This is a genomic window from Billgrantia campisalis (genome assembly GCF_022341425.1).
Classification (GTDB): domain Bacteria; phylum Pseudomonadota; class Gammaproteobacteria; order Pseudomonadales; family Halomonadaceae; genus Halomonas; species Halomonas campisalis.
Genome location: NZ_JABFUC010000003.1, coordinates 15833 through 38149, shown reverse-complemented (window position 1 = coordinate 38149; position 22317 = coordinate 15833). Strand labels below are relative to the sequence as shown.

Sequence of the window (22317 nt, the reverse complement as noted above, 5' to 3'; positions counted from 1 at the left end):
GCCCTTGCGAGAGAAGGCCGGGGCCGACGCCCCGGCCGGAGCATTACGAACGTTCGGCGAGGACCGCCTGGCGACGCTCCTCCCAGAGCTCGGCGAAGGCCGCATCGTCCAGGCTCTCGCCCTCCACGATGGCCTGCTCCCAGGCCGCCTTCAGGGCCTCGAGACGGGCCAGGCGCGCCTCGTTCCAGGCCTGCATCTCGTCGTCCCAGATGCCCTTCTCTTCCAGGTAGCGCACCGCGCCCGGGTGGAAGGGAATGTCGATGGGCGGCACCCCGGCGTCCTCGATGGCCCAGCGGTGAATGGCCGAGGTGGCATCCTTGTAGAGATCATAGGTCTCGTCGAGGGCCTTGACGAAGGCATAGACCTCGTCGTCGCTGCGGTCGGCGAGCGAGACGATGATCGGATAGCGATAGGCCAGCATGTTGGCGGGATTCTCCGCCGAGAGCCCGGCGCCGATGGTCTCCTGGAAGGGCTGGAAGACCGGTGCCACCCGATTCATACGCTCCCACCCCTCCTCATTATCGGCGGGAATGTCGACCCAGCGAAGCCCTCTCGATGACTCCTCCAGCTCATAGAGCTGGCTGGCCGTGGTCGTGGTACAGGCGGCATCGGCACGGTTCTGCACCAGGGAGCTCATGGCCGCGCCGTGCGCCGGAAACATGACCGCATCCACGTCATCGCGGGTCAGCCCGCCGAAGGCCAGGATAGCGTCGCACTTGACGTTAACGGATGGGTTGCCAGCGACATAGGCGACCCGCTTGCCGCGCAGATCCTCCAGGCTGTGGATGTTGGCATCGGCAGCAGTGGGCACGCCGAAGGTGGAGGGACGACCGGCCACGGCGCGCAGGTCCTGGGGTCCCCAGCGGCGCTCGGCAAAGTCATAGGTGCCCTCCGAGGCGAAGAAGGACTCGGTGGCCAGATAAGCATAGTCGGCACGCCCGCTAAGCAGGGGCTGCAGGCGCCCGATCGCCGAGCCGGCGGGCTGGATGCGAATGCGCGTGTTGTGGGCTCGCCCGAAGGCGTCGGCGATGGCCGAGGCCTCGGAGTGGCCCTGGGAGCCTACGTCGTAGGCGGTCCAGGTCATGGTGTCGGGCAAGCCCTCGGCCTGGGCGGAACCAAGGCCGATCAGGGAAGCGGCCAGCAGGCCGGCGGTCAGTGTCTTGGGGGTCATGGCATGGTGCTCCATTTGTTGTTGATGTTAATTGTCGTGGGTAGTGGACAGGGATGCGCCTCACTCGAGGCGCGGCTCGGGAATCACCCCCTGGGCGCGCAGTTCGGCCAGCCTGGCCGGGACGATGCCCAGTTCGGTGAGGACTTCATCGGTGTGCTCGGCGAAGCGCGGCGGTGGCCGCCGATAGCAAGCCGGCGTCCGCCCCAACTTGATCGGCGAGCCGGTGCCCCGATAGGCGCCGATATCGACGATCATCTCCCGATGGGCGGTGTGCGGGTGCGCCAGGATGTCATGGGTCTCCATCACCGGTCCGCAGGGCACCCCGGCGCGGATCAGGCGCTCCGCCAGTGTCGTGCCGTCCTGGTCGGCCAGCACCGCCTCCAGGGCCTCGCGCAGCGCCTCGCGATGGGTCAGGCGCGCCCCGTTGTCGACGAAACGCGGATCCTCCACCAGTTCGGGACAGCCGAGCATCTCGCACAGCTTGGCGAACTGGCCGTTGTTGCCCACGGTCAGGAAGAGCGGCCGGGTAGCGGTGCGGTACACCTCGTAGGGCGCGATGTTGGGATGGGCATTGCCGGTGCGCCGCGGCGCCGGCCCGCCGTAGAAGACATTGGGGAAGTGCGGGTGCATCAGCGACAGTCCCGAATCGAACAGCGCCGCCTCGACGAACTGCCCCTCCCCGCTGCAGGCCCGCTCGTGCAGCGCCAGACTGATCCCGATCACCGCATTGAGGCCGGTGACGATGTCGACGATGGGCAGGCCGACCCGCAGCGGCTCACCGTCGGCCTCGCCGTTGACGCTCATCAGCCCGGCCATGGCTTGGATCACCGCATCGTAGCCGGGCAATCCGCCGAGGGGGCCGTCGGCGCCGAAGCCGCTGATCCGGCAGTGGATCAACCACGGAAAACGCGCCTTGAGGATCTCGTAGCCCAGCCCCCACTTCTCCAGGGTGCCCGGTTTGAAGTTCTCCACCAGCACGTCGGCGGTTTCCAGCAGCTCGAGCAGCAGCGCCCGGCCCGCCTCCTGGCGCAGATCCAGCGCCATGCCCCGCTTGCCGCGGTTGAGGCCATGGAAGTAGGAGGAGGCGTCCCCCGAGAAGGGGGGGCCCCAGCCGCGGGTCTCGTCGCCGCTGGGTGGCTCGATCTTGATCACGTCGGCGCCGTGGTCGGCGAGCACCTGGGTGCAGTAGGGGCCGCCCAGCACCCGGCTCAGATCGATGACACGAATGCCGTTCAGGGAGGTAAGCGGTACGTTCATGCCGTCACCCCCTCGGCGTGCGGCGCCGCCTCGGGCAGCCCCAGGCCAGCGATCAGCCGCTCGACCGCCGCGGCGTCCAGGGGCGTCTCGGCGAGCAGCTCGGCGAGCGACGCCGCGGGCACCTCGTCCACCGCCAGCGGATCCTGGGGCAGCAGGCGGTAGCGCATCACCAGGGCGGCCAGGGCCTGACGCCGCCGGTCATCGTGCTGTTGCCCCGCCTCCCAGGCCAGGAAGACCGCCGAGGCGAGATGGTAGAGGGTAGTGGCGATGCGCCGCACCTCGGCCTCGTCCTGGGGATTGGCGGCGACGCGCTCGGCGGCGCTCACTCCCTTGGCCAGCAGCTCGCCCAGCAGCGCACGCTCGCCCTGGCCCAGCGCCGACTCGTCCAGCAGACGCCGCAGGTAGCTCGCCAGCACCGGCAGGGTGCCCTCGCGACGGATGGCGCGGAAGACGTCCAGGGCCACGATGTTGCTGGTGCCCTCCCAGATGGAGCCGAGATGGGCGTCGCGCAGCACCCGGGCATCCGACCACTCCTCGATGTAGCCGCAGCCGCCGCGCACCTCCATGCCGTCGCCGGCCACCTTGCGGGCATCCCGGGTGGTGCGGAACTTGATCAGGGGGGTGAGGATACGCAGCAACTTGGCGGCCTCCGCGTCACCACCATCGGCGCGGCGCAGACAGTCGGCGGTATGGAAGACCAGGCTGCGCCCCTGCTCGGCGGTGAGCAGCATCTTGAGCAGCTGACGCTGCATCAGGGGCAGGTCGATCAGCCGGCGACCGAAGGCCACCCGGTGGCGGGCGATGAACAGTGCCTCGTTGACCGCCCGGCGCATCAGGCCGGCTGAGCGTACACCGTTGGAGAGCCGCGACATGTTGATCATGTCGGTCATCTGCTTGAAGCCCTTGCCCGACTCGCCCACCACATAGGCCTCGGCCCCCTCCAGGACGATCTCACCGCTGGCCATGGAGCGGGTCCCCAGCTTGTCCTTGAGGCGCAGGATGCGGTAGCGGTTGAGGCTACCGTCGGCCAGGCGGCGCGGCAGCAGGAAGAGCGTCAGGCCGCGGGTCCCCGGCTCGCCGCCCACCGGGCGCGCCAGCACCATGGCCAGGGCAGCATCCGGATTGGAGCAGAACCACTTGTCGCCATAGAGGCGCCAGACGCCCTCCTCGAAGCGCGCCTCGGTGGTGATCGCCCCCACGTCGGAGCCGGCATCCTGCTCGGTCATGAACATGGCGCCCTGGAAGAGCTGCTCCTCGTCCTGGGCGGTCAGGTTGCCGAGATAGCGCTCGATCAACTCCTCGGAGCCGAACTTGCGCAGGGTGCGGGTCAGGGAGTCAGTCATGCTGAGCGGGCAGCAGAGCCCGAACTCCGCCTGCACGAAGAGATAGGTCAGGCCGTACTTGGCGATGGGCGGCAGCGGCTCGGGCCAGCCGAGCACCCCGCCACGATGGGACATGGCGGCCAGCCCGAAATGAGAATAGGCGTAGTGCTCGAGCCGGCGATAGGCCGGATGCTTGTCGATGCGCTGCAGGTCGGCACCGTTGCGGGTGCGCAGCTGCAGCACCGGGGGATGGCGGTCGGCCTCCAGGGCCAGGGACTCCAGCTCGTCGCCCACCAGCTCACCCAGTTCGTGGAAGGCCGGGGCCAGGTGCTCGCGCAGCTCGGGTTCCAGATAGATCGCCAGCAGCCGCGCAAACTCGGGGTCCACGGTGAAGGCGTTGTGGCCCCGACTGTCGGGAATGTTGCGGTGGATGGACTCGGACACGCTCGTCTCCTCTTCTGCGGTTTTGATATTATATTCCGCATACTAGAAGCCGATTCCGCGCCGCTTCCAATACCGATTACCGAAGATACGATAGTATTTTCCATATGATTGCCCGCCCCAGCAGGAGACTCCCATGGCCCTGACCTTCCGCCAGCTACGCTACTTTCTGGTGCTCGCCGAGGAGCTCCACTTCGGTCGCGCCGCCCAGCGGCTGCATATTTCCCAGCCGCCGTTAAGCGCCAGCCTGCGCCAGCTGGAAGAGGAACTCGGCGTGCAACTGCTGGCGCGCAGCAGCAAGCACGTGGCCCTGACCAGCGCGGGCGAGGCCTTCCAGCGCCAGGCACGCCGGCTGCTGGAGGATCTGGAGGAGTCCCGAAAGCTGGTACGCCGTATCGCCGAGGGGGCCTCGGGGGTGCTGCGGGTCGGCTTCACTCCGGCGATGCTCTTTCGCCGCCTGCCCCGGGCATTGCAGGCGCTGCAGGCCACCCATCCCGGGATCGAGATCCAGCTGCTGGAGCGCAACTCCGCCGACCAGGTCCAGGGACTGGAGACGGGGCAGCTGGATATCGGCTTCATCCACGCCATGCCGCTGCCCGAGACGCTGGACACCCTGGCACTGGCCGACGAGCCCTTCCTCGGCTGCCTGCCGCGCCACCACCCCCTGGCCTCGCGCAGCGCGCTGAGCCTGCGCGATCTCGCCGGCGAGCCGCTGGTGATGTTCCGCCGCGACCTCTCGCCCCACTACTACGACCGTATCCTCGGCCTCTTCCATGTCGCCGACCTGAAGCCCACCATCACCCACGAGGTTTCCCAGTGGCTGACCATCGTCGCCCTGATCGCTCACGGCATGGGGGTGGCCCTGGTGCCCGCGGCACTGGCCGGCAGTCACTTCTCCAACGTGGTCTTCCTGCCCCTGAGCGATGTAACCATCCGCCACCAGTCCCTGTGCGTCTGGTTAAAGGAAGGCGAGACCCCCAACCGCGACCTGTTGATCGATATCGTCGAGGGGATCGGGCAGGCAGACGGCGCCTGATATGCGATACTAGGTTCCGAAATGCTTAGCTCAGGATGGCTGCCGATGACACAGACGATTCCCCGTGAAGACGAGCCGGAACAGGCCAGCAAGGACCGCAACTTCGTCACTGCCCTGGCTCGCGGCCTGGAACTGCTGCGCGCCTTCGGCGCCGGCGAGGAGTACCTGGGCAATGCAGACCTCTCCAGCCGCACCGGTATCCCGCGGCCCACGGTGTCGCGGCTTACCTACACCCTGACCCAGCTCGGCTACCTGCAGCGCAACCCCGACATAGAGAAGTACCGCCTCGGCGCCGGGGTGCTGGCACTCGGCTATCGCTACCTGGCCAACATGGGCATTCGCGATATCGCCCGCCCACATCTGCAGCGTCTCGCCGATGCCACCGACTGCAACGTCAGCCTGGGCACCGCCGATCGCACCTCGATGATGTACCTGGAGACCTGCCACGGCAGCGGCCCCCTTATCATGCGACTCGAGGTGGGATCACGCCTGCCCATGGCGACGTCGGCGATCGGACGGGCCTGGCTCTGCGGCATTTCCGCCGAGCGACGTCAGCAGGTCATGGAGGAACTCAAAGAGATCCACAAAGGAGACTGGACCAGGATCAAAGCCGGCATTGAAAAGAGCCTGGCCGATTACAGGGAGTATGGTTTCTGCCTCTCCGAAGGAGACTGGCAGCCCGAGGTCAGCGCCGTGGCGCTGCCGCTTATCCTCGAGGGCGGTGCCGAGGTGATGGCCATTAACTGCGGTGGCTCCAGCCTGCGACTCACCCGAGACAAGCTGGTCGAAAGCCTGGGCCCCAAACTAAAATCAGTTGCCAAGAACATCAAAAATGAACTTGAGCCTCGTAGGCTGAGTGACCTTTAGCGTTTGCAATGGTCAGTGAATCACCTGGGGCAACTGGATCGCTGCATGATTTCACACGACGCAGCAGCATTTCCCCTCCTCTTTGCAGTCAAGTAGAATATGGCCCCTGCCGGACCGGACCCCGGCCATCTAAATTCTCCGACAAGAGTTTCCCCATGACGGATTCAACAACCGACCCGGCGGCCGGCCGCGCCACCGTGGTGATCTATTCCGGCGGCATGGACTCCTTCACCGTGCTGCACCGCGCCCTGCGCGAAGGCCTCGAGGTCCACGCCCTCTCCTTCGACTATGGTCAGCGCCATTCCCGTGAACTCGAGGTGGCGACCCAGGTGTGCCGGGAGCTCGGCGTGCCCCATCAGGTGGTGGATATCCGCGCCATCCATGGGCTGATCGACAACTCGGCGCTCACCGATGCCAGCCGCGCGATGCCCGAGGGCGACTACGGCGAGGAGAACCTCACCGCCACCGTGGTACCCAATCGCAATATGATTCTGCTGTCGCTGGCCATCGCCAAGGCAGTGAACATCGGTGCCCGGCGGGTCGACTACGGCGCCCACGGCGGCGACCACGTGCTCTATCCCGACTGTCGCCCCGAGTTCGTCGAGGCGATGAACGCCGTGGCCGGTATCGCCAACTTCGAGGCCGTGGAACTCCACGCCCCCTATCTGCGCGCCAGCAAGGCCGAGATCCTCGCCGAGGGCCTGGCCATGGGGCTGGACTACGCCAACACCTGGACCTGCTACCTGGGCGAGGAGCTGGCCTGCGGGACCTGCGGCAGCTGCCGCGAGCGGCTGGCGGCCTTTGCCGCCAATGGTGCCGTGGACCCCATCGGCTATGTAAAGCGGCCCACCCCGGGAGAGCACTGATGTATCACGTCAAGGAGGCCTTCTACACCCTGCAGGGGGAAGGCGGCCAGGCGGGGCGCGCCAGCGTCTTCTGCCGCTTCACCGGCTGCAACCTCTGGTCGGGACGCGAACAGGACCGCGCCACGGCGGCCTGCACCTTCTGCGACACCGATTTCGTCGGCACCGACGGCCAGAACGGCGGGCGATTTGCCAGCGCGGAGGCCCTCGCCGAGCACCTCACGGCGCTGTGGCCCGACCAGGACGGTGTGGCGACCCCCTATGTGGTGTTCACCGGCGGCGAACCGCTGCTGCAGCTCGACGAGCCGCTGATCCGCGCCATGCACGCGCGCGGTTTCGAGGTCGCGGTGGAGACCAACGGCACCCTACCCGCCCCCGCCGGCATCGACTGGCTGTGCGTCAGCCCCAAGGGCGCCAGCGAACTGGCGATCACCGCCGGCGACGAGCTGAAGCTGGTCTACCCCCAGGCTGATGCGCCGCCGGCGCGCTTCGCCGGGCTCGACTTCGACCACTTCTTCCTGCAGCCCATGGACACCGCCCCGCTGGGCGAGCCCGGTGCCCGCATGGCCGACACCGTGGCCTACTGCCTGGCCCATCCCCAGTGGCGACTGTCGCTGCAGACCCACAAGATCGCGGGGATCGACTGATGACGCTATTCGTCAACCGCCTGACCCAGCTCGATGTCTCGCTGTGGTGTCCGCAGCGCGGGCTGATCGGCGCCAGCTGGCTGGTCGACGCCGAGCTCGACGGCGAGCTGGGCGAGGACGGCATGCTGTTCGATTTCGGCGAGGTGAAACCCTGGATCAAGTCGCGCCTGGACGCCGGCGCCGATCACACCCTGCTGATTCCCACCCGGGCGCCCGGCGTGACCGTCAGTGACTGTCCCGAAGGGCTCTGTGTGCGCACTACCCAGCCCTACGCCATGGAGATTCGTGCGCCGCGCCAGGCCATCACTCTGCTGCCCTGGGAGGCGATCACCCCGCAGCGGCTGGGCGAGCACCTCGGCGAGACGCTGACCCGCCAGCCCCCCGAACGGGTCGAGGCGATTCGCCTGACCCTGCGCGACGAGGCCATCGACGGCGCCGCCTATACCTACAGCCACGGGCTGCGCCGGCATGCCGGCAACTGCCAGCGCATCGCCCACGGCCACCGTTCGCGCCTGCATATCTGGCAGCAGGGGCAGCGCTGTCCGGAGCTGGAAGCCGAGTGGGCCGAGCGCCTGGCGGACAGCTATCTGGTGGATGCCCAGGACATCGTCGCGGAAACGGAGCCGAGCTATCCGCCCCGGCTCACCACCCGCTACCGCTCGGCGCAGGGCAGCTTCTTCCTGCGCCTGCCCGCCAGCCGCTGCCATACGCTGCCCACCCCCACCACCGTCGAGCATATCGCCCGCTGGCTGGCCGAGCGGATCGCCGCCGACACCGGGCACAGCACACGGGTACAGGCCTATGAGGGGGTCGACAAGGGCGCCATCGCGGAAGCGGCGCCGTGAGCGACACTGTAAGCAAGGACTGCCGGCCGGGCTGCGGCGCCTGCTGTATCGCGCCCTCGATCAGCTCACCGATTCCCGGCATGCCACGTGGCAAGCCGGCCGGCGAGCGCTGCGTGCAGCTGGACGACGCCAATCTCTGCCGCCTGTTCGGCGACCCGCGGCGCCCGGCGGTGTGCGCGGCCTTCCGCTTCGACCGCGAGCTGTGCGGCGAGCACCGTGATCAGGCGCTGGCCCGCATCAGCGCGCTCGAGCTCAGCACCTGAGCCGCCCGGCGGCTGCCATTCCCCCGAATGCCAAGACGGCCGCCCCCCTGGGGCGGCCGTCTTGACGTTGGCGGTCTTGGCTGAGGGCGAGCCGGCTCAGCCTTCGATATCGGCGGGACGCGGCAGGCGGCGGTCAAGCAGGGTGTGCCAACGCACCAGCACCGGGGCGTCGCTGTGGCTCACCTCGCCGAGCAGGGTGCGGAAGACGTCCCGGGCCGAGGCGTCGTGGCTGTCGACCAGGGTCAACCAGGCCTCCAGGGCACACAGCTGCTGGTGGCGGTTCTCGTGCTGGCGGGCAAACGCCAGCGCCTGCTCCACCAGCACCCGCACCTCGTGGCGCGGATGCCCCAGGCGCTGTCGCACCCCGGCCAGCTGCAGGGCCAGCTCGGGTACGAAGAGGGTGCTACGCTCCCGGGCGATCATCAGGCACTGATCCAGGTAGTCTTCGGCGGTGACCAGCTCCCCCAGCGCGACGCAGGCGTCGCTGTACCACAGCGCCGGACGGTGATAGCGATCCCGCCCGGTGATCTCGCTGAGCTCCTCGAGGGCCACTTCGATCTTCTCCAGGCCGCCGCGGTCGCCGGAGAGCGCCCGGCGCCAGCCGAGCACGCCCTGGGCGGAGACCTGCCAGAGGTGCAGGTCCGGGGTCTCGGTCAGCGCCACCGCCTGCTCGGCGCGGCGTGCCGCCAGGTGCACATGGCCCAGCTGACGGTAGAGCGCCGCAGCAAACAGCAGCGACATGGCCAGCGACCCGGGGTGGCCGATGCGCTCGGCCAGGCGAATGGCCGATTCCACCTGCTGCTCGGCGCGACGGTAGTCGCCGCGCAGGCACAGCGCCCAGCCCTGGAAGCAGGCAGCGGCCACCTGGGGATGCTCGGAGAACGGCAGCCACTCGATGGTCATCGGCTGCTCGAGCGGGTTGATCTCGTCGAGGTGCTCATAGGCCTGGCTGATCCGCCCCGCCCAGTATTCACAGTTGGCCCTGGCGTAGTCGGCCAGTCGCCGGTAGCGCGGGTCGTCGAGCCGGCCGGCGATATCGGCCAGCCGGGCGGCCAGCGAAAAGGCGTCGGCGTGGGCGTGACGCTGGCTGCAGCCCACCCACAGGCCCCACTTGACCAGGAAGGCCTGCTCCAGGTCGTCGCTCTCCTCGCCGCTGCAGCTCTCCAGGGTGACCAGCAGTTCGCGGGCGCGCACGAAGCTCTCGTGGGCGGTGGGCGAGCCGTGGCCCTCCAGGGCGAAGGCGGCCTGGCCGCGCACGGTCAGCAGGCTGACCTCGCGTTCGGCCTGCTCCTCCACGTGGCGCAGGCTGGCCAGACCGAAGTCGGCCATTCTCAGCGCGGTGCGGTTGGCGCTGACCTTGAGCGCCTCCCGGGCGGCCAGTTCGAAGTAGCGGGCGCCGCGGGCGTAGTGGCCGCTGCGCCTCAGGTGAGTGGCGAAGTCGCCGGGGTGGCGGCCGATCCACATCGGGAAGCGCTCCTCGATGAGACTGACCACCTGGCGATGGATGCGCACCCGCACGTCGCGGGGGCAGGAGAGATAGGCGGCCTCCTGCAGCAGCTGATGGCTGAACTGGTACTCGCGACCGCCCTCCTCGGCGCCCACCGGCTCGATGATCTCCAGGCGGCGCATCTGCTCCAGGGCGCGGTTGAGCCGAGGCAGCTCCCAGCCGCTGCACTCGGTGAGGAAGTCGAGCCGGAAGCGACGCCCCAGCACCGCCGCCACATGGGCGACCTCGCGGTCGCCGTCGAGCTGGTCGATGCGGCTGGCCAGCAGGCCGAGCAGGCCACGGGGCAGTTCGTCCAGGTGGACACTACGGCCTTCGCGGCGGTCCATCTCCAGGCGCCGGCAGATCTCCTGCATGTAGAGCGGCACGCCGTCGCAGCGCTCGATGATCTGCCCGCGCAGGCGCGGGCTCAGGTGCAGGCGATAGCGACGCGCCAGCTGGGAGAGCAGCCGTGAGGACTGCATGGCGTCCAGGTGGCTCAGGGTGAGCTGCTGGTCCCAGTGCAGCCGGCTGGGCAGTGCTTCGCGGCCGTGATGGCTGGCCACCAGCAGGAAGGCGCAGTTGATGGGCAGCCGCGCCTGGAGACCGGCCAGCACCCTGAAGGAGGGCTCGTCGAGCCACTGCAGGTCGTCGATCATCAGCACCAGGGTGCGCTCGGCGGCCTGGCCCTCGATGACCCGGCACAGCAGCGCCACCACCAACTCGGCGGCCTCGCCGCTCTTGGCCAGCCGCGTCACCTCGGGGGACTCGCGCACCCCCAGGGCCTCTTCCAGCAGCGCCAGCTGGTCGTCGCTAAGGGGCATGTCCGGATGCTCGGCGAGCAGGCCGGTCAGCGCCTCGGCGTCGAGCTCCCCTTCCAGCCGCCAGCGCAGCAGGGCACGCGCCACGCCATAGGGCTCCAGCACCGACAGCCGAGTGGTCGGCTGCCAGCAGATGGCGGCGTCGCGGCTGAGCTCGAGCTGACGAAAGCCGACCATCAGCGCCGATTTGCCCATGCCCGAGGCGCCGCGCACCAGCACGCTCTGGCGCAGGCCAATGCCGGCCCGGGCCAGAGCGTCGCGCAGGGTACGCAGAGCGGATTCGCGCCCCACCAGGCTGGGCGGCATGGCGTCGCGGCCGCCCTCGTTGTGGCCCAGCACCAGGGCCCGCAGGCGCACCCGACCGTCGCTTGCCACCAGCCGCGAGGCCAGGCGCGGCTGCAGATCCAGCGCCGGCGGCATGTGCTGGCTGGCCTCCTGGGAGATCACCAGCTCGCTGCCCTCGGCGGCGCTCATCAGCTCCAGCGAGCCCTGGGTGACCTGACCCAGCGGGTCGACCAGTTGACGCTCGGGCAGGTAAACCACCCGGCCGCTGTTGAGGCCGGCGGCCAGCTCGATGCGCGGCGGCTCGTCCTCGCCGCTCCAGTGGCGGGCGATCTCGTCGGGCAGCACCCGACGGCAGTGTTCGTAGAGCGCCACCAGCTCGGCGAGCTGGTGGGCAGGGCCGTGGGTGCCGAAACAGGCCAGGCCCAGGCCGCCGGTGGCGCCGGGCAGCCAGAAACCGCCCAGGTGGTGGCACTGCTGCTCGAGCCAGCGCATCAGCTCGATCTGCAGGGCCAGGCTGGCGCGGGTCTCGTCGCGAGCGGAAAGCTCGCCCTTGAGGCGCAGGCGAATAGCCATCACCGAGAGCTGGCGCTGCTCGATCTCGTCCTCTCGCAGCGGCGTGCTGTCGGCGGCCAGGGCGCGGGAGAAAGCCCCCTGGGGGGAGAGCCCCTGCAGATCCGGCTTGCCGTCGGACCAGTAGCGGGCCAACTGCAGGAAGGCCGGCTCGGGCTGCTGGCCGGACAGCGCCAGCAGCTGCAGATAGGCGTTATACTGTTCGTGGGCGGCGGCCAACTGACCCTCGTCGGCGAGCTGGCGCACCAGCCGCTCGTGGAAGGGGCCGTATCCGGAGAAACGGCTGACCAGCGCCTGCAGGAGGGCGTCGGGCACGTCGTCATGGCGCTCCAACACGCCCTCGGCAAAGCGGATCACCCGCTGGCGCCACTCGTTGCGCAGCTGGACCAGCCAGCGCTGGAACTCGGTGCAGGACGGCAGCTGTAGCTCTTCGACCAGGTCACCGCGATAGCGCTCCAGAAGCCGCTCCAGAGTGGCAACGTCGTGGGGGCCCTCCAGCAGGCGCTGCAGCTCGTGGAGGTCGAAGCGCCAGGTCTCGGGGAGACGGAAGGCGATGGTCTGGCGCGACACCACCAGCACCCGTTCGGCCTCCTCGCCCAGCGACTGGCGCAGACAGTGCAAGGCGTGACGCAGGTTGGTGCGCCCCGATGAGAGCCCCTGGTCGGGCCACAGCAGTTCGGCCAGGCTGGCGCGATTGACCGGCTGGCTGTGCAGCAGCAGATAGACCAGCAGCGCCTTGACCTTGTCATAGCTGAACTGGGTCAGGGCGTCATCGCCCAGCGTCAGCGAGAAATGGCCGAACAGTGCTAGCTGATCCGAATCAGGGTGTTGCACGTCGTCGCAAGCGTCCTGCATGTTGGAGTCCTGCATGGCTAGCGGCGGCCTCAGGCCGGGACGCCACTATGGAAACGAAACGCCGTGTCCGGCGTGACTATCAGCTCGGCCTCGCGCTCGGCGAAGAAGGCGACCCGGTCGTCGATGGCGGCCGGCGCCTGCTGCCGAGCCAGCATCAGGTAGTCCTCGTAATGACGCCCTTCCGACTTAACCAGACTGCGATAGAACTTGGCAAGTTCAGCGTCCAGGTGCGGAATCAGCCGAGCGAAGCGTTCACAGCTGCGCGCCTCGATGAAAGCGCCGATGATCAGGATATCGACCAGTCGCTCAGGATCTTTAGCCCGCACGTGACGCCTCAGCCCCTCGGCGTAGCGCGCGGCGCTGAGGTGCCGGTATTGAATACCGCGGTTCTCCATCAGCTTGACCACCTGCTCGAAGTGCAGCAGTTCCTCGCGCGCCAGCTGCGACATCTTGGACAGCAGCAGCGGCTGGTCCACATAGCGGTAGAGCAGGCTCATGGCGGTAGAGGCCGCCTTCTTCTCGCACTGGGCATGATCGATCAGCAGCAGCTCGGGATTGTCCAGCGCCCAGGCGATCCACGCATCCGGGGTGCGACAGGCCAGGAAATCGAGCATGTCGGGAGGCAGCAGCGACTCGGCGCTGCTGTCCGGCTCGGCAGTTAGCAGGGTTTCATGCATGGCGATTCCAGCGCTCGTCGATGTGTCGGCCACCTGGGCCAGCGCCTGGCGGCGAGACTCGGCGGCGGCGAACAGGGCCTGGCTCAGGCCGGCGTGCAGGGCTGCGGCCGTCAGGCCTGCCCCCGGCCCCCGGGCCGTGAGGCCATAGCGCTCCAGGTCACGGATGCGCTCGCGCCCGACCCGCAGCAGCTCCACCGCCCGGGACAGCGGTGGCTGTTCGGGACGCACCCGGATGCGGTGGCGGGCCAGCTGAGCGTCCAGCCGCTCGCGGTCAGTCACCGCCAGCCACTCGCCGGCCACCGCCTCGCGCAGGGCGTCGAGCTCGGCCATGCGCGAGGCCCGCGGCCCGTCGCCGAGCGCCAGCCAGTCGGCGATCTCGGCTTCGCTGCGCTGACACCCGCGGCAGACGCTGTCGCCCAGGGCGGTGGAGCAGAGCCCCACACAGGGTGACACGATTTTGGCAGACATATTCATACTCTCGTTCGAGGTTGCCATGGTACCGCGCGCGACGCCCAATCACACCCTCCATGTCGCCGCATTTCAGCGCCGCCGACCAAAGTTCAAGGCGGCAACCACGGGCCTCAGCTTAACATTGTCGACAGTTTGGCGTAGAATCACGCCACCCAGTGACACGCTGCTTGTCCAGATCGTTTCACCCGTCAAAGCGCGTATTTCGGCGACGATCCTCGCCAGATACGGCGTTTTGGCCACCACAACAGATGAGGGCCCCCAACGTGCTTGAAGCCTATCGCCAACATGTCGAAGAACGCGCCGCCGAGGGCGTCCCGCCGAAGCCCCTGAATGCCGAACAGGTCGCCGATCTGGTCGAACTGCTCAAGAATCCGCCCGCCGGTGAAGAGGAGTTCATCCTCGACCTGATCACCAATCGCGTTCCCCCGGGGGTCGACGAGGCCGCCTACGTCAAGGCCGGCTTCCTGACCGCCATCGCCAAGGGCGAGGCCACCTCCCCGCTGATCGACAAGGTCCACGCCGTCAAGCTGCTGGGCACCATGCAGGGCGGCTACAACATCGTCTCCCTGGTCGAGCTGCTCGATGATGCCGAGCTCGCCAAGGAAGTGGGCGAGCAGCTCAAGCACACCCTGCTGATGTTCGATGCCTTCCACGACGTGGAAGAGCGCGCCAAGGCGGGCAACGCCGTGGCCAAGGATGTCATCCAGTCCTGGGCCGAGGCCGAGTGGTTCCTGTCCAAGCCGGCCCTGGAAGAGAAGATCACCCTCACCGTCTTCAAGGTACCGGGCGAGACCAACACCGACGATCTCTCCCCCGCCCCGGACGCCTGGTCGCGCCCCGATATCCCGGTGCACGCCAACGCCATGCTCAAGAACGAGCGCGAGGGCATCAAGCCCGAGGTGCCCGGCACCACCGGCCCGCTGAAGCAGATCGAGGAAGTGAAGGCCAAGGGCTTCCCGGTCGCCTACGTGGGCGACGTGGTCGGCACCGGCTCCTCACGCAAGTCCGCCACCAACTCGGTGCTGTGGTTCTTCGGCGACGACATCCCCAACGTGCCCAACAAGCGCGCCGGCGGCTTCTGCTTCGGCGGCAAGATCGCCCCGATCTTCTTCAACACCATGGAAGATTCCGGCGCCCTGCCCGTGGAGATGGACGTCTCCAAGCTCGAGATGGGCGACGTCATCGACGTCTACCCCTACGAGGGCAAGGTGTGCAAGCACGGCACCGACGAGGTACTCACCACTTTCGAACTCAAGACCCAACTGATCCTTGATGAGGTGCGTGCCGGCGGGCGTATCCCGCTGATCATCGGCCGCGGCCTGACCACCAAGGCGCGTGAGTCCCTGGGCCTGCCCGCCTCCGACGTCTTCCGCCTGCCCGAGCAGCCCGCCGACACCGGCAAGGGCTTCACCCTCGCCCAGAAGATGGTCGGCAAGGCGTGTGGCCTCGAGGGCGTACGCCCGGGCATGTACTGTGAGCCCAAGATGGCCACCGTGGGCTCCCAGGACACCACCGGCCCCATGACCCGCGACGAGCTCAAGGACCTGGCCTGCCTGGGCTTCCAGGCCGACCTGGTCATGCAGTCCTTCTGCCACACCGCCGCCTACCCGAAGCCGGTCGACGTGGACACCCACCACACCCTGCCCGACTTCATCATGAACCGCGGCGGCGTCTCGCTGCGTCCGGGCGACGGCATCATCCATAGCTGGCTCAACCGCATGCTGCTGCCCGACACCGTGGGCACCGGCGGCGACTCCCACACCCGCTTCCCGCTGGGCATCTCCTTCCCGGCCGGCTCGGGCCTGGTGGCCTTCGCCGCCGCCACCGGCGTGATGCCGCTGGACATGCCGGAGTCGGTGCTGGTGCGCTTCAAGGGCAAGCGTCAGCCGGGCGTGACCCTGCGTGACCTGGTCCACGCCATCCCCTACTACGCCATCAAGGAAGGCCTGCTGACCGTCGAGAAGTCCGGCAAGAAGAACGCCTTCTCCGGTCGCGTGCTGGAGATCGAGGGCCTCGAGGACCTCACCGTGGAGCAGGCCTTCGAGCTCTCCGACGCCTCCGCCGAGCGCAGCGCCGCTGGCTGCACCATCACCCTGGGGGAAGAGAGCGTCGCCGAGTACCTGAAGTCCAACATCACCCTGCTCAAGTGGATGATCGCCAACGGCTATGGCGACCGCCGTACCATCGAGCGTCGCATCCAGGGCATGGAGGAGTGGCTGGCCAACCCGAGCCTGATGCGCGCCGACAAGGACGCCGAGTACGCCGAGGTCATCGAGATCGACCTCGAGGAGCTCAAGGAGCCGGTGCTGTGCGCCCCGAACGATCCGGACGACGCCCGCCTGCTCTCCGAGGTGGCCGGCGAGACCATCGACGAGGTGTTCATCGGCTCGTGCATGACCAACATCGGTCACTTCCGCGCCGCGGGCAAGCTGCTCGAGAAGCAGCCGGCCGGCAGCCTGAAGACCCGCCTGTGGCTGGCGCCGCCGACCAAGATGGACCAGCACCAGCTGACCGAAGAGGGCTACTACGGCATCTATGGCCGCGCTGGGGCGCGCATGGAGATGCCGGGCTGCTCGCTGTGCATGGGTAACCAGGCCCGTGTCGCCGCCAAGAGCACCGTGGTCTCCACCTCCACCCGCAACTTCCCGAACCGCCTGGGCGATGGCGCCAACGTCTACCTCGCCTCCGCGGAGCTGGCGGCGGTGGCCGCGGTGGAAGGTCGCCTGCCAAGCGTCGAGGAGTACCAGCGCTACATGGGCGAGTTCGATGCCATGGCCGGCGAGATCTACCGCTACATGAACTTCCACGAGATCGAGGAGTATCAGAACGCCGCCTCGAATGTGATTCCGATCGCCGAGGAAAGCTGATAGGCTTTCGCTCCCGGAATCCGATTTCGACTCCGATGCTCGCAACATCGACGGCCGCCGGCTCCGGCGGCCTGAGCCGATGACCAAAGCGCCCCGCAAGGGGCGCTTTTTTTGTATCCTGCCGCTCTCCCTCCTGCCGCGCTTCCTGCCCCTCAGTCCTCGGCATCGAGCGCGGCGAGGTAGTTCGCGAAAGCCGCCTGCGCCGCTGCCACTGCCCTGTCGACGCCCTCAGGCGGACAGTGTCGCTCGGCAAAGGCCAGAAAACGTGCCCAGTGCCGCTCAGCGTCGCAGGCCGAGAAGTAGGCCAGCGGAAGCGTGGTCCCCAGCGCCGTGGCGAGGCGACCGGCAATGAACGTTCCGCCCAGACGCGACCCGTCGAGGACGTAGCGCTGACCCACCAGCGCGGCCGGCGTCGCCGCCACCGGCCAGGCCGGCCGCGACACCCGGGGCACCGACCTGCCCAGCGCATCCAGGTCTCGCCCCAGCGCGTCCAGCCGCCGGGGGGACGGAGCATCGTCGCCCCGGTTGAGCCCCAGGGCCGCACTCCCCGACGCCACGCAGCGCTCCAGCTGCACATGGGGCACATAGAGGGCGGAGAGCGCGGCCGCGTAGTCCGGCCGGCTGACATCGTCTCGCACCAGCTGTTGCAGCAGCGGATGATGATCGAGCCGCCGGTGTGCCTGACGCGTTGCCAGCCGCAGCTGGCGGACCACCGACGGGGTGTCGACAGGCTCAACGGGCTTGGACACGTGCGTTCCTCCCTGGCCGCTCTCTGGATTCGCCACCAAGCTTACCCGCCCGACCACCGACACGCGATATCGAAAGCGTTCGAGGCGGTCAGGGACGCGCCACGACGGTTGCGTTCTGGTAATGTACGACTAGCTGTCATCAGGCACGCTGACACAAGGCTACCGATACCGTGAACGGCCCATCCAAACGCTTCAGCAAAGCCGAACTCGATGCCGCCCTGGACGCCTGCGCCAGGGAGCCGGTGCATAGTCCTGGCGCCATTCAGCCGGTCGGCTGTCTGATCAGCCTGGACGCCGAACTAGGCCGGGTGCGGCAGGTCAGCGCCAACCTTGAAACCTACCTCGATGTGGCGCCCGAGCAGGCGCTGACCGCATCGGCCCGCAGGCTTCTGGGCGGCCCATTGATCGAACGCCTGCAGCAGGCGCTTCTCGCGCCTGGCCCCCAGACCCGCGAGCTGACCGTCAACCTGGGCGTCGGTCGCTGGCGACGGCGCTTTCATGTGATTGCCTATCGCAGCGGGCAGCGCGTGGTGGTGGAGCTCGAGCCCCTGCTCGCCCAGAACGAGCATCACCTGCTGGCGGTGCTGAACCGCTGGCTGATCACCGCGGGCGAAGCGTCATCCGTTGAGCAACTTCACCAGCGACTGGTGGAGGAAGTGCACCGGCTGACCGGTCTCGATCGCATCATGCTCTACCGCTTCGACGAGTACTGGAACGGCAGCGTCGTTGCCGAAAGCCGTACCGGGACCGCCCAGAGTTTCCTTGGCCACCACTTCCCCGCCAGCGACATTCCGGCCCAGGTGCGCCGGCTCTATGACATCAACCGCCTGCGCAGCATCCCCGATGCGGCGGCAGCGCCGGTGCCGCTGATCCCCGCAGCAGACCCCCTCGACCCGGCACCGCTGGACCTGTCGCCGGGCATACTACGCGCGGTATCCCCCATTCATCAGACCTACCTGAGCAACATGGGCGTGGCAACGGCCCTGTCGGTGGCGCTCCACGATGACGAAGAGCGCCTGGGCGGTCTGCTGACCTGCCACGGCCTGACGCCACAGCGACTCTCCCCCGGAGTGCGCGACACGGTGCGCGCCCTGGTCCAGATCGCCGTGCCCCAGCTGATGCTGCTGCACACCAAGGCCGAAGCCCGCCTGATGGGCGAAGTCAAGCTACCCCATGGGCTGCAGGCGGAGCCTCATGGCCAGCTGATCAATCCCGCCCAGCTGCTCCAGCAGCACGGCGAGACGTGGCTGTCGCTGTTCGGGGCCGACGGCATCGCGCTCTACCATCGCCAGCGCCATGGGCGCTGCGGCAGCGTACCCGAGGCAAGCGACATCGAGGCGGTCATCGACTGGCTGCCCCAGTCGTCACCTGAGGCAAGCCTGTGGCACAGCCACTGCCTCAAGGAGACGCCCCTGGGACCGTGGCGGGGCCAGAGCTGTGGCCTGCTGGCCGTGCCGCTGCCGCTGGACTCCCAGTCGCCGAGCTGGCTGCTGCTGTTTCGCGATGAGCAGGTCGATACGCGACGCTGGGCCGGCGAGCCCTGCGACCAGGCTGAATACCGCAATGCCCGCCTGGTGTTGACGCCACGCCGCTCCTTCGCCGAATGGCAGGAGGCGGTTCACGATCAAAGCCGGGTATGGCGACGCATCACGCGCCGCGCCGCGGTAGAGCTGGCCGACAACCTGGCGACCCTGATTGCCAGCCACGAGATCCAGCTACTCAATGCCCGCCTTCGCCAGGTCAACGACCGCCTGGCAAAGATGGCCACTCATGACAACCTGACCGGGGCCTGGAACCGCTACGGCAGCGAGGAGGCCATCGATGCCGAGATCGCTGCCGCAGAGCGCTATCATCGCCCCTGCGCCCTGCTGCTGTTCGACGTGGATCACTTCAAGGTGGTCAACGACCGGCATGGCCACGATATCGGCGACCAGGTACTGGCCAGGCTCGCCGCCGTGGTGAGAGACAACCTGCGGGAAAGCGATCACCTGGGACGCTGGGGCGGCGAGGAGTTCCTGGTACTGGCCACCTCCACCGACGCCGACGGTGCCCGGGAGCTTGCCGAGCGGCTGCGCAGCAGTATCGCCGGGACCGATTTCGGCCAGGCCAGCCCGGTGACCATCAGCATCGGCATTGCCGATTTCCGCCAGGGCGACACCCCCAAGACACTGGTCAAGCGCGCCGACGACGCCATGTACCAGGCCAAACAGGCCGGGCGGAATTGCGTGCGCTACAGCGACTGAATCACCCACCAAAGCCGTCTTTCCCCGGGCCACGGATGTGGCATCATCTGGGGCCCTTTGATCCGCAACAGGAGCCAGGCGATGAGTGCCATCATTACCCCGGACATCTGCGATGCCCACCCCGAGGTCAGGGTGCTGGACCCGATCTTCATCAACTTCGGCGGACGCGAGGCGTTCTGCGGCCCGGTGCGCACGGTCAAGTGCTTCGAGGACAACTCCCTGGTCAAGCAGGCGGTGGCCGAGCCCGGCGAGGGGGCCGTGCTGGTGGTCGATGCCGGCGGCTCCAGCCGCTGCGCCATGCTCGGCGACATGCTGGCCGAACAGGCCGTGGACAACGGCTGGGCCGGCGTGGTGATGTACGGCTTCGTGCGCGACGTAGACGTGCTGGCCGAGACCGACCTGGGGGTCCAGGCCCTGGGCACCCACCCACGCAAGAGCGAGAAGCGTGGCGAAGGCCAGCGCGACATCCCCGTCACCTTCGCCGGGGTGACCCTGACGCCCGGCGAGTGGCTCTACGCCGACAACAACGGCATCCTGGTCGCCGAGGAGCGCCTGCCGCTGGAGGGGTGACCGACACCCTCGGGGCAAGGCCGGCCATCCGTCACCTTGCCCTTCCCGCTCGATGGGTGCCACTCTAATGGCATGATATTGCTCTCGTTGATCTCGCCATGCTGTCGCTGAGTTCGCTCAGTGTGGATCTACTGCGCAGCCTGCGTGAGCACCTGCGGCCGCTGGTGGCCTACCACCTATTCTTCACGCTGCTGGCTTCGAGCCTGCTGCTCCCGGCGGGTGCCTGGACCCTGACCCACCTGCTGGGCCGCTTCGACCGGCCGGTGATCACCAACGCCGATCTGCTCGACCTGCTGCTGAGCCCCGGCGGCGTGCTGTGGGCGCTGGCCGCCATCGGCTTGTTCTTCCTGGTGCTCTATGCCCAGCAGGCGGGCATGATCCTGGTGGCCATTCGCCGCCAGGATAACCATTACCGCCTGGCCTTCGTGGCGCTATGGCAGACCCTGCGGCGCCTGCCCGCCCTGGCCGGGCTGGTGGTCCTGCAGGTCGGCACGCACCTGCTGCTGATCGTGCCGCTGGCACTGCTGCTGGGTTGGCTCTACGGCGTGTTTCTCGGCGGGCTGGACCCCTACTACGTCCAGCGCGTGCGTCCCACGGCGCTGTGGTACTTCCTGGCCGTGGCGCTGCCCCTGGTGGCGGGCTGGGCCTTCGTCGCCGCCACTCTCTATTTCCGCTGGATCCTGGCCCTACCGCTGGTCACCCTGGAGCCCATTTCGCCGCGCCGGGCACTGGCCCGCAGCCGCGAGCTGACCCGCGGCCGCCAGGGGCAGGTGGCCGTGGCGGTGATCTCGCTGCTGCTGGTGATCATTGCCCTGCCGGTGGCGGCCACCTGGGTCTTCGACCGACTGTTCACCCCCATGCTGTGGTGGCTACCCGAGCGCAACGCCGTACTCATTCCGGCGATGCTCGGCTATCTCACCGGCTACGTGCTGGTGACCCTGGCCATCGCCTTCGTGGGTATCGCCGCCAACGCCCTACTCTCGGCCTGCCTCTACCTGCGCCTGGTCCACCGCGAGCCGCGCCCCCCCGCGCCGCCGCCGGACGCCCACCCGGGGCGGCTGGCCTGGGGCGTGGAGCTGGGGGTGATCGTGTTCGCCCTGAGCCAGGCCTGGTGGATCGTCAACAGCTTCGAACTGCGCGACGAGGTGACGATCATCGCCCACCGCGGCAGTTCCATGGTGGCGCCCGAGAACACCCTGGCCGCGGTGGAACAGGCCATCCTGGACCGCGCCCACTACGTGGAGATCGATGTGCGACTCAGCGCCGACGGTGCAGTGGTGCTCTATCACGACCGCAGCCTGCAGCGCCTGGCCGGCGACCCACGCAACGTTCGCGACCTGACCCTGGAAGAACTCCAGCGGGTGGACGTGGGCAGCTGGTTCGGCGATGCCTTTATCGGCGAACACATCCCCACCCTCGAGGAGGCCCTGGCCACGGTGCGCGGCAGGAGTGCGCTGATGATCGACATGAAGCCCGACCCCGGCAGCGAGATCGAGCTGGTGGAGGGGGTGCTGCGGGCGCTGGAGCGCGAGTCGGCGTCCCGGCAGCTGTGCCACGATGGCGTGCCCGACGGCGCCCCCACCGCGCACTGCGGCGATATCGACGTCGCCGCGGAAACCCGCCTGGCGGTGATGTCGCCCTGGGTGGTGGACGAGATCAAGCAGCGCGAGCCCGAGCTTCGGGTCACCCTGCTGGCTCAGTTGGTCATGCCCGGCACCCTGGAGCGGCGCGGTTTCGACGCCCTGGGGCTGCGCCACAACCGTATCACCGACAGCGAGATTCGCCTGGCGCGCCAGTTCGGCTACGAGGTGCACGCCTGGACGGTGAACGACCGCGCCCGGATGTCCGAGATGATCGACCTCGGCGTGGATGCCATCATCACCGACTACCCGGACCGCCTGCGCGAGCTGATCGACGAGCGCCGCGAACTCAGCGACGGCGCCCTGCTGCTGGTCAAGCTGCGCAACTGGCTGAGGCAATAAGGTAAGAGGAGCGAGGGACGAGGTTCGAGGGC

16 protein-coding genes and 1 pseudogene are annotated in these 22317 nt (G+C 68.2%); 10 read left to right on the top strand and 7 right to left on the bottom strand.

Annotation, left to right across the window (positions count from 1 at the left end):
- Nucleotides 1–43: 43 nt before the first annotated feature.
- From HOP52_RS04080 to HOP52_RS19690, 3 genes are read right to left on the bottom strand one after another with little or no spacing between them, the layout of a single operon-like run.
- Nucleotides 44–1171: a TAXI family TRAP transporter solute-binding subunit gene (locus tag HOP52_RS04080; RefSeq protein WP_238976000.1), complete on the bottom strand. Its 1128-nt coding sequence runs from the start codon at nt 1169–1171 to the stop codon at nt 44–46.
- 60 nt (nt 1172–1231) lie between these two features.
- Nucleotides 1232–2428 carry a CaiB/BaiF CoA transferase family protein gene (locus HOP52_RS04075; RefSeq protein ID WP_238975999.1) on the bottom strand — a complete coding sequence of 399 codons (1197 nt, stop codon included), beginning with the start codon at nt 2426–2428 and terminating at the stop codon, nt 1232–1234.
- Nucleotides 2425–4194 carry an acyl-CoA dehydrogenase family protein gene (locus HOP52_RS19690; RefSeq protein ID WP_238975998.1) on the bottom strand — a complete coding sequence of 590 codons (1770 nt, stop codon included), beginning with the start codon at nt 4192–4194 and terminating at the stop codon, nt 2425–2427. Before HOP52_RS19690 ends, HOP52_RS04075 begins: the two co-directional genes overlap by 4 nt.
- Nucleotides 4195–4327: 133 nt before the next feature.
- Between HOP52_RS19690 and HOP52_RS04065 the strand changes: the two genes are divergently transcribed.
- The 6 genes from HOP52_RS04065 to HOP52_RS04040 all read left to right on the top strand — a co-directional run bounded on the left by HOP52_RS04065 (nt 4328) and on the right by HOP52_RS04040 (nt 8712).
- Complete coding sequence (locus HOP52_RS04065; RefSeq protein ID WP_238975997.1) at nt 4328–5227, top strand: LysR family transcriptional regulator; 900 nt, start codon at nt 4328–4330, stop codon at nt 5225–5227.
- 45 nt (nt 5228–5272) lie between these two features.
- Complete coding sequence (locus tag HOP52_RS04060) at nt 5273–6094, top strand: IclR family transcriptional regulator (RefSeq protein ID WP_238975996.1); 822 nt, start codon at nt 5273–5275, stop codon at nt 6092–6094.
- A gap of 155 nt (nt 6095–6249) precedes the next feature.
- Nucleotides 6250–6960, top strand: coding sequence for a 7-cyano-7-deazaguanine synthase QueC (queC, locus tag HOP52_RS04055; protein ID WP_238975995.1), 711 nt, complete (start codon nt 6250–6252; stop codon nt 6958–6960).
- A complete protein-coding gene (gene queE / locus HOP52_RS04050) occupies nt 6960–7604 on the top strand; it encodes a 7-carboxy-7-deazaguanine synthase (RefSeq protein WP_238975994.1) in 645 nt (214 codons plus the stop codon). The genes queC and queE overlap by 1 nt, the downstream gene beginning before the upstream one ends.
- Nucleotides 7604–8449, top strand: a complete 846-nt coding sequence (locus tag HOP52_RS04045) for a 6-carboxytetrahydropterin synthase (RefSeq protein WP_238975993.1) — start codon at nt 7604–7606, stop codon at nt 8447–8449. Before queE ends, HOP52_RS04045 begins: the two co-directional genes overlap by 1 nt.
- Nucleotides 8446–8712 carry a YkgJ family cysteine cluster protein gene (locus HOP52_RS04040; RefSeq protein ID WP_238975992.1) on the top strand — a complete coding sequence of 89 codons (267 nt, stop codon included), beginning with the start codon at nt 8446–8448 and terminating at the stop codon, nt 8710–8712. Before HOP52_RS04045 ends, HOP52_RS04040 begins: the two co-directional genes overlap by 4 nt.
- A 96-nt stretch (nt 8713–8808) precedes the next feature.
- On the opposite strand, the gene HOP52_RS04035 is transcribed toward HOP52_RS04040, so the two are convergent.
- The 3 genes and pseudogenes from HOP52_RS04035 to HOP52_RS04025 all read right to left on the bottom strand — a co-directional run.
- Entirely contained in the window at nt 8809–12726 is a 3918-nt protein-coding gene (locus HOP52_RS04035) for an ATP-binding protein (RefSeq protein ID WP_238975991.1), read from the bottom strand.
- A gap of 29 nt (nt 12727–12755) precedes the next feature.
- Nucleotides 12756–13340 carry a MiaE family protein gene (locus HOP52_RS04030; RefSeq protein ID WP_422677688.1) on the bottom strand — a complete coding sequence of 195 codons (585 nt, stop codon included), beginning with the start codon at nt 13338–13340 and terminating at the stop codon, nt 12756–12758.
- A gap of 387 nt (nt 13341–13727) precedes the next feature.
- Nucleotides 13728–13871 (bottom strand): annotated as a pseudogene (locus tag HOP52_RS04025) (DUF1289 domain-containing protein); the annotation flags it as partial.
- A 266-nt stretch (nt 13872–14137) separates the two neighbouring features.
- On the opposite strand from HOP52_RS04025, the gene acnB reads away from it, so the two are divergent.
- A complete protein-coding gene (acnB, locus tag HOP52_RS04020) occupies nt 14138–16741 on the top strand; it encodes a bifunctional aconitate hydratase 2/2-methylisocitrate dehydratase (protein WP_238975990.1) in 2604 nt (867 codons plus the stop codon).
- 152 nt (nt 16742–16893) lie between these two features.
- On the opposite strand, the gene HOP52_RS04015 is transcribed toward acnB, so the two are convergent.
- Nucleotides 16894–17490 carry a biliverdin-producing heme oxygenase gene (locus tag HOP52_RS04015; RefSeq protein ID WP_238975989.1) on the bottom strand — a complete coding sequence of 199 codons (597 nt, stop codon included), beginning with the start codon at nt 17488–17490 and terminating at the stop codon, nt 16894–16896.
- Between the two features lie 170 nt (nt 17491–17660).
- Here HOP52_RS04015 and HOP52_RS04010 point away from each other — a divergent pair, with 170 nt between their 5' ends.
- From HOP52_RS04010 to HOP52_RS04000, 3 genes are all read left to right on the top strand, one after another.
- Nucleotides 17661–19733: a sensor domain-containing diguanylate cyclase gene (locus tag HOP52_RS04010; protein ID WP_238975988.1), complete on the top strand. Its 2073-nt coding sequence runs from the start codon at nt 17661–17663 to the stop codon at nt 19731–19733.
- 81 nt (nt 19734–19814) lie between these two features.
- Entirely contained in the window at nt 19815–20303 is a 489-nt protein-coding gene (rraA, locus tag HOP52_RS04005; protein WP_238975987.1) for a ribonuclease E activity regulator RraA, read from the top strand.
- 98 nt (nt 20304–20401) lie between these two features.
- Nucleotides 20402–22285, top strand: a complete 1884-nt coding sequence (locus HOP52_RS04000) for a glycerophosphodiester phosphodiesterase family protein (protein ID WP_238975986.1) — start codon at nt 20402–20404, stop codon at nt 22283–22285.
- Nucleotides 22286–22317: the final 32 nt, after the last annotated feature.